This is a genomic window from Polymorphobacter multimanifer (assembly GCF_014205635.1).
Classification (GTDB): domain Bacteria; phylum Pseudomonadota; class Alphaproteobacteria; order Sphingomonadales; family Sphingomonadaceae; genus Sandarakinorhabdus; species Sandarakinorhabdus multimanifer.
In genome coordinates, this window is record NZ_JACIIV010000002.1 from 1 (window position 1) to 15,409 (window position 15,409).

A 15,409-nucleotide genomic window follows, 5' to 3' on the forward strand; every position below is an offset into this window, starting at 1 on the left:
GAGGCCGAACTGGCCTTCTATGCAAACCTCAAGAAACTCGATATCGCCGCCTGACATTTGAACCGCCCACCCTCCGGTAAACCCGGGGCAGTTCAGCATCGACTACCGTTTACGCTACGTCGGCAATCAATTGCAGAACGGCGTGCTTGCCGAAGAGGTCTATTCCGTAGGAGGCAATCCGCCGCTCAATCCCGATGTCGTAAGCCCTCTTACGACGGGATCGGCATTCTATCATGCGGTCGCGCTCAGGTTCTCTGTCGCCGACCGGTTCACGTTTCGCCTGTCAGTCGACAACCTGTTTGACCGAAAGCCCCCTCCAAGTGTGACGGGATCAGCCGATCAAAATCAAGGAGGTTACGATGTTGTCGGCCGCTACCTGAGCGCCGGTATCACGGCGCGATTCTAAGGCAGTGCGAAAAAGAGCTGGCCGGTGAAAGTGCTCTACAATCTGGAAATCAAAGCGACTGCAATCGCCGCTGCACTGCTGATGGGGGTCGGACCGGCGATGGCGCAGACATCTCCGGCGAGCGCCTTGCCAAGCCCGTCCGTTCCCCCGGCACCGCCTGCCGGGCGGGAGTCGGGCCGAACGGGCGAAAATGCCGTCACCCAAGCCGAAGATGCGTTCGGTTTTAGTGTCGGCCGTGAAAGCCTGGGGCTGTATTCGGCGGGCAACGTACGCGGCTTTTCGCCATTCGCTGCCGGGAACGTGCGGATCGAGGGGCTGTATTTCGATCCATTCCTGACGCTCATCCTGCGCTTGCGGCAATCGACCTCGATCCGAGTCGGCCTGTCGGCGCAAGGCTATCCCTTCCCATCGCCCACTGGCATCGTCGATTACGCATTCCGCAAACCCGGCGACGAGGCATCGCTGTCGACATTGGTTAGTGCCGATAGCTACGGAAACGTCGGGCTGGAAGCCGATGCGGTTGTACCGATCGCGCCGGGGCTAAGCCTGGGGCTGGGCGCACAAGGATCGCGCAGCGACTTCTACAACGGCACGACGAGCTGGTCGCATAACCAAGGGATATCGCTACGCTGGCGACCAACCGACGCGATCGAAATCCTGCCATTCTGGGCGCGAAGCCAAGTCTATGACGACGAAGCTGGGCCGACCTACATACCAGCAGGCCCATACTTACCGCCCAAGGTGCAGCGTCGCCGCTTCGATGGTCCGCGATGGTCAGATTATGACAGTGTCGCCGGGCTACAAGGCTTGCTCCTCTCGATCGCGCCCGCATCGAATTGGCTGGTGCGCGCCGGCCTGTTTCGCTCACTTTATGACGACCGATCGACGTTTGCGAATCTACTCACAGACGTGACGCCGGAAGGCGCCGCGAACCGGCTCATCATAGCCGATCCGCGAAGTCGGTTCGTTTCGGTAAGTGGTGAGTTGCGCGTAACACGGAGCGTCACTGAAGGTCCGCGCCTTCATGTCATCCACCTGAGTGCCCGGGGCCGCGATCGGCGGCAACGCTATTCCGGCTCGGCATTCATCGACTACGGAGCGACCCGGCTAGGCGAGCGGTTCGAGCCCGCTGAGCCGGATTTCGACTTCACCGATCAGACGCGCGACCGCGTGCGGCAATGGACAGGAGGAGTTGCGTATGAAGGCCGCTGGCGCGGGGTGGGCGAACTGAGCTTCGGCGTGTCGAAGACCAACTATACCAAGCGATTCGAGCTGCCCGGTGCTGCGGCGCTCGAAACGCGCTCGCGGCCATGGCTCTACAACGTCACCGCCGCTGGCTTTCTCGGGCCGCGTCTAACCGTCTATGCCGACTATGCACGAGGGTTGGAAGAAAGTGGGGTCGCCCCCGACAACGCCGCCAACCGCAATCAGCCGCTGCCCGCCATCCTGACCAGTCAAGTCGATGCTGGCTTTCGCTATAGCCTGACCAATAAAGTGAAGCTGATCGCGGGCGTGTTTGATCTGCGAAAGCCTTATTACAACCTCGATGCCGATAATCGTTTCTATTTGCTGGGCAATATCGTTAGCCGCGGCGTCGAGATGTCGGTCGCTGGTGCGATCACGCCTCGGCTAAACGTGGTGGCGGGCGGCGTGCTGCTGCGGCCCCGCGTGACGGGCGAGGGTGTGGGGCTTGGCCGCGTCGGGGAGCGGCCTGTCGGGTTGGCGGCTCGTTCCTTTGACTTCAATGCCGATTGGCGGCCGCCCATTCTCGACGGACTTTCGGTCGATATCGGAGTGTCGCATACCGGCTCGATCATCGCGACGCGCAACAACCTTGTTTCCATTCCGTCGCGCACATTGGTCGACCTGGGCGCGCGCTACCGGTTCAAGCTGAGCGGAAAAGATGCGACAATCCGCGCTCAGGTGAACAATGTCGGCAACGTCTACGGGTTCGATCTACGTGGCGCTGGTGCCTATGACATCATCGCCGGGCGCGTCGCCTCAGCCTATCTGACGGTCGATTTCTGATGGTGAAGGCAGCCCTCCGGTTGCGGCGATGATGACTGTACGGCGATTTAGCGTGATCGACGCTGCCGATCGTCTTGCGTTGGTGACCTCTGCCGCGTGCCTGATCCACTGCCTGGCGCTGCCGCTGCTGTTCGCGGCGCTGCCGATCCTCTCTCACGTCCTTTATCTTCCGGAATCTTTCCACCTGTGGATGGTCGCGGTGGCGGTGCCGACATCTGCTTATGCGCTGCTCAAGGGCAGGCGAAGACATCTCAACTCGACTATTGTTTTCGGCGTCGTCGGGCTCAGTCTGCTGGTGATCGGAACGACGATAGCCGGAGAAACGCGCTACGAAGTTCCCATTACAGTGGTGGGTGCGGTGATCTTGTCGATTGCGCATGTCCTGAATTGGCGACGCAGGCATGGCAAAGCGTGAATTACGGAGCATCGAAATGCGAGAGTTCGAGAACCCCGACCATTGGGATATGGCCGCCCTGCATTACGAGAAAACAGCGCATCCGTTCACCGCGCGATATGCCGAATTTGCACTCGGGCGTGTAGCTCTGACCGCCGACAGCCGCGTGCTCGACGTGGCGGCCGGAACCGGGGCGCTGGCGCTGGCAGCGGGGCGATTAGGCGCGCAGGTGCTCGCGACTGACTTCTCAGCCGGCATGGTCGCCCGCATCGCCGCAGCGGCGATGCCCAACGTCGAGGCGCGGGTGATGGATGGACAGGCGCTCGATCTGCCGGACGCCAGCTTTGATGCGGTTTTCTCGATCTTCGGCGTCATCATGTTTCCCGACTGGCGCAAGGGTCTCGCGGAAATGGCGAGGGTTACGCGCCTTGGGGGGTGTGGCGTGGTCGCCACGTGGCAGGATCATGGTGCCGCGACATTCCTGCTTTTGGGTCAAATTCGTCGTAAACTGTTTCCCGAGCGCGTCGGACTGACGATGCCCGAGGGGGTCAAGGCGCTTAGCGACCCGGGGGATTTCGCGCGCGAGCTGGTCGCGGCTGGGTTCCGCGCCCCGCAAATCGAGGAAGTGACATTCGACTTCAACCTCGATGTTGCGGCGCTCGCCGAGCCTGACACGCTGTTCGGCATGTCGCCTGATTGGGCTAGCCTGAAAGATGCGGACAAAGCGGCAGTGATCGACGAGGTGCGGCGAATGGCTGGCGATCAATCAAACCTGCCAATCCCCTCGACCGCGCTTATTGCCATTGCGCTTCGCTGAACCGTAAGGGTCAAAAAAAAGGTTGTCACCCGAACTAGATTACGGCTTTCGTATTGCATGCCTGTCAACTGCCTAGGAACTCTTTACCCCTAGTGGACAACTGGCTGGGACTGCGATCATAACCCCAATCCCCGGCTTCGCCCGAGCGTCCAGTCGATGCCGCCGCCGGGCATCGGGATGCCGTCAACCTGCTGGCCGAGGCGTTTGGCGAGCGTGTCGTTCCACGGGACGAGTTGGAACCCCAGGCCGTTATCGATCATGGCAAACCGCCCGCTGCTGAGTTGGGCCTGCCCGACGAGCTTGCCCGATACACGGTCGCCAGTTCCGGTCGGCTGCCAGTCGAGTCCGCGTTCCGCCGCGAACTTCTTCCCCGAGCGATTGACCTCGGCGCTTTCCAGTTGCGCGATCAGGTCGTTGGGCGCGCGGAACTGTCCACCGCCAAGGTCCCGGGCATAGCCCATGTCGGCGAGCGTCTGCTTGCGAGCCTCCCAGGCCTTCCGCACGTCGCCGCCGAAGCCGGAGTGAGGCATGGTCTCGCGTCCGCTGCCGAGCATGGCTCGATCAAGCCAGGTCGCGCCTTCATGGCGCACCTGCCGGTCGAGCGGAAGGTGGGAGAGTTCTGCGATGCGCGGGCCGTTACCGAACCGCTGGCGATCATAGGCGAGGCCGCGTTCGGGCAGGTCGGCGGGGATGGTCCAGTGTTCGGAATGAATGCGCTCAACGATCCCCGCTCGCCGCAGCGCCTCCAGGCGGCGCACATGGCTGCGGACATACGCGTCCGCATCATCGGCTCCGAGCCGTGCCAGCGCCTTTTCACGATGCGCCGCCGGACTGTAGATACCGTTCGCATCGGTCGCTGCCAGGATGTTGCGATCGGCTGCGCGCGGCGTGCTCGGCGGCGGTTCAACGGCCACTATGCTGCCGCGCCCGATGTCTTCGGCACTGTTCGCTGGAACCTCAAGGTGATGAACGCGCCCGTCCACGCCGTCGATGGTCAGCCCGATCCGGTCGCCCAACTCGTCGCCGCCTAACCCCTTGGCGACAACGCGACCGACAATGCGTTCGGTCGGGATGGCGTGATGGACGTTGTAGCTGGAGGCCGCTCGATATTGCGCGACGCCTTCGCGTTCGAGCGCCTGATGCATCGTCTTGATGATGTCGCCGCGCGTGCCCAGCTCGCGGAGGATCGGCTCGGCGCGGGCCGATATCGTCCAGACTCCCGGCGTGTGTTCGGTCGCCAGTCCCATGCGCTCCAGCTTGCGCGCACGGTCGATCAGCAGCGCCCGGTTTTGCCGGGCGGTCTCAACCATCTCCTTGTCGGGTCGCAGATCGGAGAACTCGTTGCGCTCCTGCGAAGCGATCAGCATCCGGTCGAGCCGCGTAAAGCGTTCGGCATCGACCTCGCGCTCAAGCTGCTGGCTGACCTCCTGCTCGGTCTGACGGCCCAGCTCCAGGGTGACGATCTCGCTCGCCCGCTCGCGGATGCCGTGGGCGATGTAATCGCCTGCGATGTTGAGCATCTTGCCGTCGTCGGTGACGCCACGCATCAGGATATGGGTGTGCGGGTGGCCGGTGTTGTGGTGATCGACCGCGATCCAGTCGAGTTTGGTGCCAAGGTCCGCCTCCATCTGCGTCATCAGGTCGCGCGTGGTCTGGCGAAGGTCGGACAGCTCGACGCCTTCCTCTGCCGACACAATGAAGCGGAACTGATGGCGGTCCTCGCGGCCCCGATCAAGGAACGCCGGACCATCGGCAATATCCTTGTCGGCGGAATAGACCTGGCCCTTCTCACCGTCGCGAGTCACGCCATCGCGCTCCAGGTAACGCAAATGCGCGTCCACCGCCTTGCGGCTGACGAACTGCCGTCCGCGCGTGGCACCGCGCTGCGGATTGAGCTTCACCACACGGGCCTTCACCGCCACCCGGCGCGAGCGGGTGCGGACGCCACGCCCGTCCCGACTCCACCCGTTCTGGCCTTTCAAACCCGCTGCGACCTGAGCGCCCCGTCCGCGCGCGTTGAACCGCCCGCTTCCCTTCCCCGTTCCGGCCAACCTGTTCGGATTGCCGCCCGCCCGGCGGATGGCCTGATGCACCTCGCCGATGAAGGTCTTGGGACGCTGCCGCACCACCCTTGGCAACCGGCTTGCCCCCCGGTCGCGGACCTTGCCGGGACGGATACGGAATCGGTCGTCATCGTTCGCCATGACGTGACGATTGAGGGCTGGATTTACCCGCGCAAGACAGCAAATCGAGGCGTAGGGCCGTGGCGTAGAAAGACTTGCAAACGGCGGGAAACGGCGGGACTGGATTTCGCGCACATCGTCGATTGTGCATGTCGAAGCATTGATAACAAACGAGAAAATGGCTTGAGTGCCACCCATGCACCGCGTTAACAGTGCCGCGCGACGCCAAAAAACAATGTGCAGACAAACACTTAGGAACGAAGTTCCGGCAGCGAGGAATCTCGCTTTATCTTGCCGTCATCTTCCTTCCCCTCACTCTGCCATTCACGACCATTGATTCCGCCGATCTTACTACTACGCTAAACTACGATAATGCGCCAGCTCGAGCCGTTGATTCGCCGGATTGTGACAAAACGATTGCGCGAGCGCAGCGCAGTAACTGTGCAGCCAAGCCGGCATAGTCGCCTTCCGGGAATGCCGCCGCGACACTTAATTCAGCGTTGTCGATCTGCAACGGTTTGGACGTCGGCTCGTCCATCGTAATGCCGCTGAATGATCCGGGAACCAGCTTTACACACGCGCCCGATTTTACAAAAGTCATCAGGGCGTGACGATGAAAGGCACGCGCGACCACCTTCGGCGACACACCCCGCCGTGAACAAGGCATGTGCTTGATCGTTGCTGCCGGGACCGAACTCGGGTGTCTACCAAGCTTATGTCGGGAACGGCTGGCAGGTCGCCTTACGGCTCGCCATGCACGAGCAGTCACAAAACTTATGCTCGCTTAATGCGTCGCCGCCGCATTCCACCGCGCCGCTTAATGCAGTTCTAAGGCAAACGCTGGGTTCGATCTAACAAAGGCGACCCCATGCCCTTCGACCTACTGCTCGGCGCAATCGTTGCCGCGATTGTGCTTGTCTATCTGCTCGCCGTGCTCGCGCGCCCTGAGCGGTATTGAGGGAGTGCCAGGCATGACACTCGCCGGATGGGGCATGATCGTCCTTTTTACCGTTCTCTTCGTGGCGCTGGCCAAGCCCGCCGGAGCATGGCTGCACGCCCTTTATGCACGCGAGACTTTGCCGCTCGGGAGCATCGAGCGGGGGTTTTATCGCGTCGCGGGTGTTGACCCAAAGGCGGAGCAAAGCTGGGTCGGCTATGCTGTTTCGCTGATGGTCTTCAACGTCGCGGGGATCGTTTTTCTGTTCGCAATTTTGAAGCTGCAGGGTTTGCTGCCGCTGAACCCGCAAGGCTTCGGCGGTGTCGAAACGCTGCTCGCATTCAACACTGCCGTCAGCTTCGTCACGAACACAAACTGGCAGAACTACGGCGGGGAAACGACGCTCTCGCACCTATCCCAGATGCTTGGCTTGACGGTTCAGAACTTCCTTTCCGCTGCGACCGGGATCGCGGTGGCATTCGCGTTCATTCGGGGTTTCGCGCGTCGGCAGGCAACGGGCATCGGCAACTTCTGGGTCGATGTGACGCGCGTCACGATCTATCTCCTGCTGCCCGCCTGCATTGTGCTCGCGCTGGTCTATGTCGCGCTCGGCGTGCCACAGACATTCGCGGCGTCGGTCACCGCGACGACGGTCGAGGGCGCTCAACAGCTTATCGCGCTCGGACCGGTCGCGTCGCAGCTAGCGATCAAGATGCTCGGCACCAACGGGGGCGGCTTCTTCAACGTCAATTCCGCGCACCCATTCGAAAATCCGTCGGCGCTCGTCAATATGATCCAAATGCTGACGATATTCGTGCTCGGCGCGGGGCTGACACTCACGTTTGGCAAGGCGGTCGGCAACGTTCGCCAGGGCTGGGCGCTGCTCGCGGCGATGGTCGTGCTGTTCCTGATTGGCGTCACTGTCGCCTATTGGGCAGAGGCCGCAGGCAATCCGATTCACCAAGCGCTCGGGCTTGCTGGCGGCAACATGGAAGGCAAGGAGGTTCGGTTCGGGATCGCCGCGACCGTGCTGTTCGCGGTCGTCACAACCGCTGCGTCCTGCGGCGCGGTCATCGGCATGCACGACAGCTTCATGCCGCTCGGCGGGCTGGTGACGATGTTCAACATACAGCTCGGTGAGATCGTGGTCGGCGGCGTCGGCACGGGCTTCTACGGAATGCTGATTTACGCCATCCTCGCGGTGTTCATCGCTGGCTTGATGGTCGGGCGAACCCCTGAATATATCGGCAAGAAGATCGAGGCGCGCGAGATGAAGCTGGCGGTGATCGCCATCGCCATCCTGCCATTGATGATCCTTGGACTGACTGCAATTGCCAGCGTCACCTCTGCCGGACTGGCGGGTCCGCTCGCCAAGGGGCCGCACGGCTTCAGCGAAATCCTCTACGCGTTCTCGAGCGCCGTTGGGAATAACGGATCGGCATTCGGCGGCCTGACAGGCAATACGGCGTTCTACAATCTGCTGCTCGCGCTGGGCATGTTCGTGGGCCGTTTCGGGGTCATCCTACCCGTCCTCGCGATTGCTGGAGGTCTGGCGGCCAAGCGCCACATCCCGCCCGGCGCGGGTTCGTTCCCGACAACCGGTCTGCTTTGGGTCGGACTGCTCGTCGCGATCATCCTGATCGTGGGCGGACTGACGTTCCTGCCCAGCCTCGCGCTCGGCCCGATTGCCGACCAGGCGCAAGTCGCCGCCGGCACCCTTCTTTGAGAGACGCTGCAATGTCCGAACAAACCTCGCTTTTCACCGGCCCGCTGATGGCCGCTGCTGCCCGCGACGCCTTTATTAAGCTCGACCCCCGCGTCCTCATCCGCAACCCGGTGATGTTCGTTACCGCAATCGTCGCGGCGCTTTCGACGGTGCTGCTGATCAAGGGAGTAGCGACAGGAACGGGCAACGCTGTGTTCGAGGCGCAACTTGTGTTCTGGCTATGGCTCACAGTGCTCTTCGGCAATTTCGCCGAAGCGCTCGCCGAGGGGCGCGGAAAGGCTCAGGCGGCCTCGCTGCGCGCAACCAAGGCCGATCTTCAGGCCAAGCGCCTGGCGGGGGTCGGCGATGTGTGGGAGATGGTCGGCGCGAGCTTGCTCGGCGTCGGTGATGAGGTGCTCGTCGAGACCGGCGACCTCATTCCCGCCGATGGCGAAGTCATTGCTGGTGTGGCTTCGGTCAATGAAGCCGCGATTACTGGCGAAAGCGCGCCGGTGATCCGCGAAGCTGGCGGCGACCGTTCGGCGGTGACGGCGGGGACGCGGGTCATCTCGGACAGCATCCGCGTTCGCGTCACGGCAGCGGCCGGACAGGGCTTCCTCGATCGGATGATTGCGCTCGTCGAGGGCGCGTCACGGCAGAAAACGCCCAATGAAGTCGCGCTGACGATCCTGCTCGCCGGGCTAACGCTCATTTTCCTGATCGCGGTCGGCACGCTCCCCGCGTTCGCCTCCTATGCAGGTGGCTCGCTCGCGGTGCCGGTACTCGTTGCACTGTTCGTGACGCTCATCCCGACCACGATTTCCGCTTTGTTGTCGGCGATCGGTATCGCCGGAATGGACCGGCTGGTGCGGTTCAATGTACTTGCCAAATCTGGCCGCGCCGTCGAGGCAGCCGGCGATATCGATACGCTGTTGCTCGACAAGACGGGTACGATCACGATTGGCGACCGGCAGGCAACGGCTTTCCTGCCCGTAGCAGGGGTCAGCGTCTCGGAACTCACCGCCGCCGCGCGCTTATCGAGCCTCGCCGACGAGACGCCAGAAGGTCGCTCGATCGTTGTGCTCGCGGGCGCTGGCGAGGCCATGCCAGCCGGTGGCGAACCGATCGCCTTCACCTCGCAGACGCGGGTCTCAGGGCTTAAAATCGGCGAGCGGGAACTGGTCAAGGGCGCGGTCGATGCCGTGCTCAAGCGGCTGGGTCCGGTAGCCAATGCCGATGCCCTGCGCACCATTGCAGACGATGTTGCTCGCCAAGGCGCTACGCCGCTCGCGGTAGCCGACGGACAGCGCCTGCTCGGCGTCGTCCAGCTCAAGGACATCGTCAAGGCGGGCATCCGCGAACGCTTTGGTGAACTCCGCCGCATGGGCATCCGCACCGTGATGATCACTGGCGACAATCCGCTCACCGCCGCCAGCATCGCCGCAGAGAGCGGGGTCGACGACTTTCTCGCCGAAGCGACGCCTGAGGACAAGCTCGCCCTGATCCGCAAAGAGCAGGAGGGCGGCAAGCTGGTCGCGATGTGTGGCGACGGCACCAACGATGCGCCCGCGCTCGCACAATCTGATGTCGGCGTTGCGATGAATACTGGCACGCAGGCCGCGCGTGAAGCTGGCAACATGGTGGACCTCGACAGCGATCCGACCAAGCTGATCGAGATTGTCGGCCTCGGCAAACAGCTGCTGATGACCCGCGGCGCGTTGACGACATTTTCGATCTCGAACGATGTGGCGAAGTATTTCGCGATCCTACCAGCGATCTTCGTCGTGCTTTATCCGGGGCTCGGCGTTCTCAACGTCATGGCGCTCGGTAGTCCCGAAAGCGCCATTCTGTCGGCGATCATCTTCAACGCGCTGATTATCCCGGCGCTGGTGCCGCTCGCTTTGAAAGGCGTGAAGTACCGGCCTGCACCAGCGGGCACGCTGCTTGCACGTAACTTAGCCGTCTACGGCGTCGGCGGTCTCGCCGCGCCGTTTCTCGGCATCAAGCTGATCGACCTCGCCGTCACTAGCCTCCATCTTGCCTAGTAAGAAACACCATAATGATCATCCGTTTTCAAATGTTCGCCATCGCCCTTGCGGTCGTTCCCACGGTTGCGCTGGGACAGCCGACCAGCGAACCAGGCCCGATCTGCACCGACCGGCCGACAAAGGCCACGTCAGTCTGCACCGTGCCCGCTGGCACGTTCCAACTCGAAGCCGACCTGCCCAATTGGACCAGGCTGGATGATGCGGGAACGCGAACCGACACGGTCCTATACGCTAATCCGACCCTCAAGCTGGGGCTTGGCCCGAATACGGATATCCAGGCCAACATCGCGCCATATGTCGATGTTCGCACGCGGGCGGGCGGTGTAGTCAGCCATGTTCGCGGCGTAGGCGACCTCTTCGTTCGCTTGAAGCAGCGGCTGACCAATCCGGCTGCGAAGGTCCAGGTCGGGGTCGTGCCTTACATCAAGGCACCTCTCGCCAAGCGCGGTATCGGCAACCGCGAATGGGAAGGCGGCGTCGTCGTTCCGGTTCAGTTTTCGCTACCGCAGAGCTTTACCTTAACCTTTGCGCCCGAGATGGACGTGCTTGCCGATGGCGACGGCTCGGGCAAACACGTCCAGCTGATCGGCGTCGTGAATCTGGCAAAGCCCTTGTCGTCCAAGGTCACCGCCTACGCGGAACTCTGGACCGCTCAGAATTATGATCCCGCCGGAACGGTTCGCCAATATTCTGCCGACGTTGCGCTCGCCTATCTTGCGAGTCCGACGCTCCAGTTTGATGTCGGCGGAAACTTTGGCCTGAACCGCGCCACGCCTGACGCGCAAATCTACTTCGGCATTTCGACCCGCTTCTAGGAGTAGCAACTATGCGTTCCGAACTCACTGCCTCGCTCCGCCCAGCGGCGGTACTCCTGATCCTGTTTTCGCTGGTGCTGGGGCTCGCTTATCCAGCGGCCCTGACCGGTCTGTCTCAAATTTCCATGCCACGACAGGCAAATGGCAGCCTCATCCGGGATGGTGATCGCGTTATCGGTTCGGAGTTGATCGCGCAAAATTTCGCCAGTCCGCGCTACTTTCAGCCGCGCCCCTCGGCTGCGGGCAAGGGCTATGACGCTGCGGCCTCCGCCGCGACCAACCTTGCCCCCGGCTCGAAAGATTTGCGCGATGCTATCGCCACCCGAATGGCCGACGCGCGCGCGAAAGGAATGACCGGGGTTTCTGTTCCGCCTGACCTGGTCACCACTAGCGCCTCGGGGCTGGATCCCGATCTCAGCCCCGAGGCGGCTTTTTCGCAGACCGCGCGGGTCGCCACCGCACGGGGGTTGCCGGATGAGCAGGTGCGCGCGCTCGTCGAACGCAGCATCGCCTATCCCCTGTTCGGCATCATTGGAGAACGGCGGGTGAACGTGCTGCTCCTTAATCGACAGCTCGACCGGATTGCGCCTAACGCTACACCATGAACGATGCCGCCCGTCCTTCTCCCGAAGCGCTGCTGAAGGCAGCGCGGCGTGAGGCGCGCGGGCGGCTCAAGATTTTCCTGGGTGCGGCCCCAGGTGTGGGCAAGACGTTCGAGATGCTGCGTGAAGGTGCCGAGCTGCTGCGAAGTGGCCTTGATGTCGTCGCTGGTGTGGTGGAAACGCACGGTCGCGCCGAAACGGAAAGTCTGGTTGCTCCTTTTGAAGTGTTGCCACGCAGCTCGATCGAGCATGGTGCGCACACCCTTGCTGAGTTCGATATTGATGCGATGCTCGTTCGCAAGCCGCGCGTCGCGCTGATTGACGAATACGCTCACACCAACGCCCCCGGCAGCCGTCATCCCAAACGCTGGCAGGACATTGAAGAACTGCGCGACGCGGGCATTGATGTTCTGACGACGCTGAACATCCAGCACGTCGAAAGCCTGAATGATGTCGTCGCCGGGTTCACGCGCGTTCGTGTCCGTGAGACCGTTCCCGATGCGGTCCTCGACGATGCCGACATCGAAGTCGTCGATCTGCCACCCGACGAACTTATCGAGCGGCTGAAGGCCGGCAAGGTGTATGTCCCGCACGAGGCGACGCGTGCGCTGGGGCATTTCTTTTCCAAGTCGAACCTGTCGGCATTGCGTGAACTGGCTTTGCGGCGCGCCGCACAGACGGTCGATCGTCACCTGCTCGATCACGTCGAAAGCATTGGCGAGCGAGGCACCTGGGCGGCGGGCGAGCGCGTGGTTGTCGCCATCGGCGATCAGCCGGGCGGCGAAGCGCTTATCCGCGCCGCCAAGCGACTTGCCGACGCGCTGCACGCGACCTGGACGGCGGTGAGTGTTGAGACGCCGCGCAACGCGACCCTGAGCGCAGACGCGCGCGAGCGCATGGCCGATGCGCTAAAGCTCGCGACCGGACTTGGCGCTACCATCGTTACCGTCCCCGCGCGGTCGGTGTTCGACGGGCTGTGCGCGCATATCCTTGAGACGCGCGCAACGGCGGTCGTCATCGGCAAGTCTCGCCGGAGCTGGTGGTTCGAACTTCGCCACGGCTCGGTCGTTGATCGGCTGGTGCGTGGACTGGACGGTGTGGCTGTCCACGTCGTTCCCGTCGCTGAAGCGGCCTCGTCCAAGGCGGAGCTGCCAACTGTCCGCGCGCCAGCGACACGCGGGATGTTAATCGGCCTCGGGCTTGTGACGTTGACGACGATAGCGGCAATCGGAGTCCAGCCGCTGCTTGGACTGAACTCGATCGATCTGCTCTATCTGCTGCCGGTCATCACTACGGCTACATTGTTCGGTCTTCGGCCCTCGCTCGTGGCCAGCGTGGCTGCCGCCCTCGCCTACAACTTCTTCTTCCTGCCGCCGCTCTATACCTTCACGATCGCTGATCCGCAGAATGTCGTGACGTTGCTCGTGCTAGTGATCGTGGCGATTGTCGCAAGTCAGCTTGCGGGCCGCCTGCAACGTGAAGCCACCATCGGCGCGCGTACGGCGACCGAAAATGCAGCCCTCGCGGCGTTTGGACAACGCTTGGCGGCGGTTTCCGATGAAGCGGGGACTGCGACGGCGGTCTGCGAGGAAGTGGCCCATCTTCTCGACGTCTCAACCGTTTTGTTCGCACGAGATGGCAACCGGCTCGTCGTGATCGGCGCAAGTCCCGAAAATCCATCGCTGGGCGCGATCGATATGGCAGCGGGCGAATGGGCCTTTGACCGAGGCGAAGTGACTGGGCGCGACAGCGGCACGCTGACCGCGAGCGACTGGCAATTCCATCCGCTCGAAACGGCACTTGGCGTATTAGGTGTTCTTGGTCTCGCCCCTAACGGACGCGGCGATCCGGTACCAGCCGACAAGCGCGTTTTGTTCACGACGCTCATGGGACAGGCCGCGCTCGCCCATGAGCGCCTGACACTCGAAGCTAATGCGCGCGAAGTGAGTGCGTTGAAACAACGCGACGATCTGCGCGTGACGCTCCTGTCGTCTATCGGGCATGACCTGAAGACGCCTTTGACAGCGGTTGTCGCGGCGGCGGACGAACTGGCAGCTCAACATGGCGCATCGACGATAACCGCCACACTCAAGGGCGAAGCCCGCCGGTTGCGGCGGGTGTTTGACGATCTCGTGGAAATGACCCGGATTGAGGCCGGGGCGTTGGTCGTCCGCCGCGAGGCGACCGACCTGACTGATGCCGTTGCCGCCGCCGCGCAGGACCTGCGTGCCGAACTTGCCAGTCACCGAATGGTGTTGGAAGTGCCGCCGACGCTGCCGCTCGTAGACGCCGATCCGCGCATGTTGCATCATGTTCTCATCAACTTGCTAGGGAACGCTGCCAAGTTTGCCGCTCCCGGGACGGCGATCCGGGTTAACGCGAGACGGACCCCTGACGGGCTAGCTATGGCGGTGATCGATGAAGGACCGGGCTTGCCGCAGGGCCGCGAAACCACGTTGTTTGACCGTTTCACCCGCGTGGATGGTGACGATATGAGCGGTGGAACCGGCCTGGGCCTCGCGATTGTCAAGGGTTTTTGCAATGCGATGAACTTAGGCGTGAGCGCGCGAAACCGTGACGAGGGCGGGGCGGTGTTTGAAATCATCTGGCCTGAATCAAGCATTCGCCATTCGTTGCCCGAACAGACGCAGCTATGACTGGGCAGATACTAATCGTTGACGATGAGCCGGCCATTTGCCGATTGGTCCGGGGTGCCGTCGAACGCGCCGGCTACACTGTCAGCGAAGCAGCGACCGCCGGGGAAGCTCTAAAGTTGGCACGTCGCGAAGGCTGTGAACTCGTCCTTCTCGATCTTGGCCTCCCCGACCGTGACGGCATTGAACTTGTCCCACTCATCAAGGCAATGCACCGGGCGGTCATCATTCTGACCGCGCGCGACGCGACCGTCGAAAAGGTATCAGCGCTCGATCTTGGCGCGGACGATTATGTCGTCAAGCCGTTCGACACAGACGAGCTGCTTGCTCGCGTTCGGACAGCACTCAGACACCGATCGGCTATGGATGACGGCAGCGGTGTCCTTGCTTTCGGTTCCATAACCATAGACTTGGCCGCCCGGCGTGTGTTGCGCGACGGGGCGGAACTGAAATTGACGCGCAAGGAATATGCAGTCCTCGCCGAACTCGCTCGGCATCCCGATCGCGTCTTGACGCACTCTCACCTGCTTCGAGCGGTATGGGGTGAAGCCCACACCCAAGATGTCGAATATTTGCGTGTCACGATGCGAGGACTGCGACTCAAGCTGGAAGAAGATGCCGCATCGCCGGTGCTCCTCAGAAACGAGCCGGGAGTTGGTTATCGCCTTACGGTGACCTAAGCATGGCAGCCGACCATATTGCACCGGGCGACAATCATAGTGCTACAGCGTATTCGTAGTGCTCATCTTCATCGGTCGTGGCCCGCCATCATATCAATCCAAAGACATCCAAGGCGGCCCTAAAGGTCTTGATTTGTAAT

General features: G+C 62.3%; 12 protein-coding genes. 10 read left to right on the forward strand and 2 right to left on the reverse strand.

Annotated elements, in window-relative coordinates; translation table 11 throughout:
* The first annotated feature begins 430 nt into the window (after positions 1–430).
* From FHS79_RS01145 to FHS79_RS01155, 3 genes are read left to right on the forward strand one after another with little or no spacing between them, the layout of a single operon-like run.
* Complete coding sequence (locus tag FHS79_RS01145; protein ID WP_341534396.1) at positions 431–2,434, forward strand: TonB-dependent receptor; 2,004 nt, start codon at positions 431–433, stop codon at positions 2,432–2,434.
* 52 nt (positions 2,435–2,486) lie between these two features.
* Positions 2,487–2,849 (forward strand): MerC family mercury resistance protein, encoded by a 363-nt coding sequence (locus FHS79_RS01150; RefSeq protein ID WP_184194120.1) that lies wholly within the window; start codon positions 2,487–2,489, stop codon positions 2,847–2,849.
* Positions 2,836–3,645 (forward strand): class I SAM-dependent methyltransferase, encoded by an 810-nt coding sequence (locus FHS79_RS01155; protein WP_243452565.1) that lies wholly within the window; start codon positions 2,836–2,838, stop codon positions 3,643–3,645. The genes FHS79_RS01150 and FHS79_RS01155 overlap by 14 nt, the downstream gene beginning before the upstream one ends.
* 116 nt (positions 3,646–3,761) lie before the next feature.
* Here the strand turns inward: FHS79_RS01155 and FHS79_RS01160 are convergent, their stop codons facing one another.
* Entirely contained in the window at positions 3,762–5,849 is a 2,088-nt protein-coding gene (locus tag FHS79_RS01160) for a DUF3363 domain-containing protein (protein WP_184194122.1), read from the reverse strand.
* Positions 5,850–6,192: 343 nt separating this feature from the next.
* Positions 6,193–6,462: a hypothetical protein gene (locus tag FHS79_RS01165; protein ID WP_184194125.1), complete on the reverse strand. Its 270-nt coding sequence runs from the start codon at positions 6,460–6,462 to the stop codon at positions 6,193–6,195.
* Positions 6,463–6,696: 234 nt separating this feature from the next.
* Between FHS79_RS01165 and FHS79_RS01170 the strand changes: the two genes are divergently transcribed.
* From FHS79_RS01170 to FHS79_RS01200, 7 genes are read left to right on the forward strand one after another with little or no spacing between them, the layout of a single operon-like run.
* Positions 6,697–6,786 carry a potassium-transporting ATPase subunit F gene (locus tag FHS79_RS01170; RefSeq protein WP_184194128.1) on the forward strand — a complete coding sequence of 30 codons (90 nt, stop codon included), beginning with the start codon at positions 6,697–6,699 and terminating at the stop codon, positions 6,784–6,786.
* Positions 6,787–6,799: 13 nt separating this feature from the next.
* A complete protein-coding gene (gene kdpA, locus FHS79_RS01175) occupies positions 6,800–8,491 on the forward strand; it encodes a potassium-transporting ATPase subunit KdpA (RefSeq protein ID WP_184194131.1) in 1,692 nt (563 codons plus the stop codon).
* An 11-nt stretch (positions 8,492–8,502) separates the two neighbouring features.
* Positions 8,503–10,515: a potassium-transporting ATPase subunit KdpB gene (gene kdpB / locus FHS79_RS01180; RefSeq protein WP_184194133.1), complete on the forward strand. Its 2,013-nt coding sequence runs from the start codon at positions 8,503–8,505 to the stop codon at positions 10,513–10,515.
* Between the two features lie 14 nt (positions 10,516–10,529).
* Positions 10,530–11,333: a transporter gene (locus FHS79_RS01185; protein ID WP_207792174.1), complete on the forward strand. Its 804-nt coding sequence runs from the start codon at positions 10,530–10,532 to the stop codon at positions 11,331–11,333.
* An 11-nt stretch (positions 11,334–11,344) separates the two neighbouring features.
* Positions 11,345–11,938, forward strand: a complete 594-nt coding sequence (gene kdpC, locus FHS79_RS01190) for a potassium-transporting ATPase subunit KdpC (RefSeq protein ID WP_184194136.1) — start codon at positions 11,345–11,347, stop codon at positions 11,936–11,938.
* Positions 11,935–14,592, forward strand: a complete 2,658-nt coding sequence (locus FHS79_RS01195; protein ID WP_184194139.1) for a sensor histidine kinase — start codon at positions 11,935–11,937, stop codon at positions 14,590–14,592. The genes kdpC and FHS79_RS01195 overlap by 4 nt, the downstream gene beginning before the upstream one ends.
* The gene (locus FHS79_RS01200) at positions 14,589–15,269 is read left to right on the forward strand and encodes a response regulator transcription factor (protein ID WP_184194142.1); all 681 of its coding nucleotides are present in this window, start codon (positions 14,589–14,591) and stop codon (positions 15,267–15,269) included. The genes FHS79_RS01195 and FHS79_RS01200 overlap by 4 nt, the downstream gene beginning before the upstream one ends.
* The last annotated feature ends 140 nt before the right edge of the window (positions 15,270–15,409 follow it).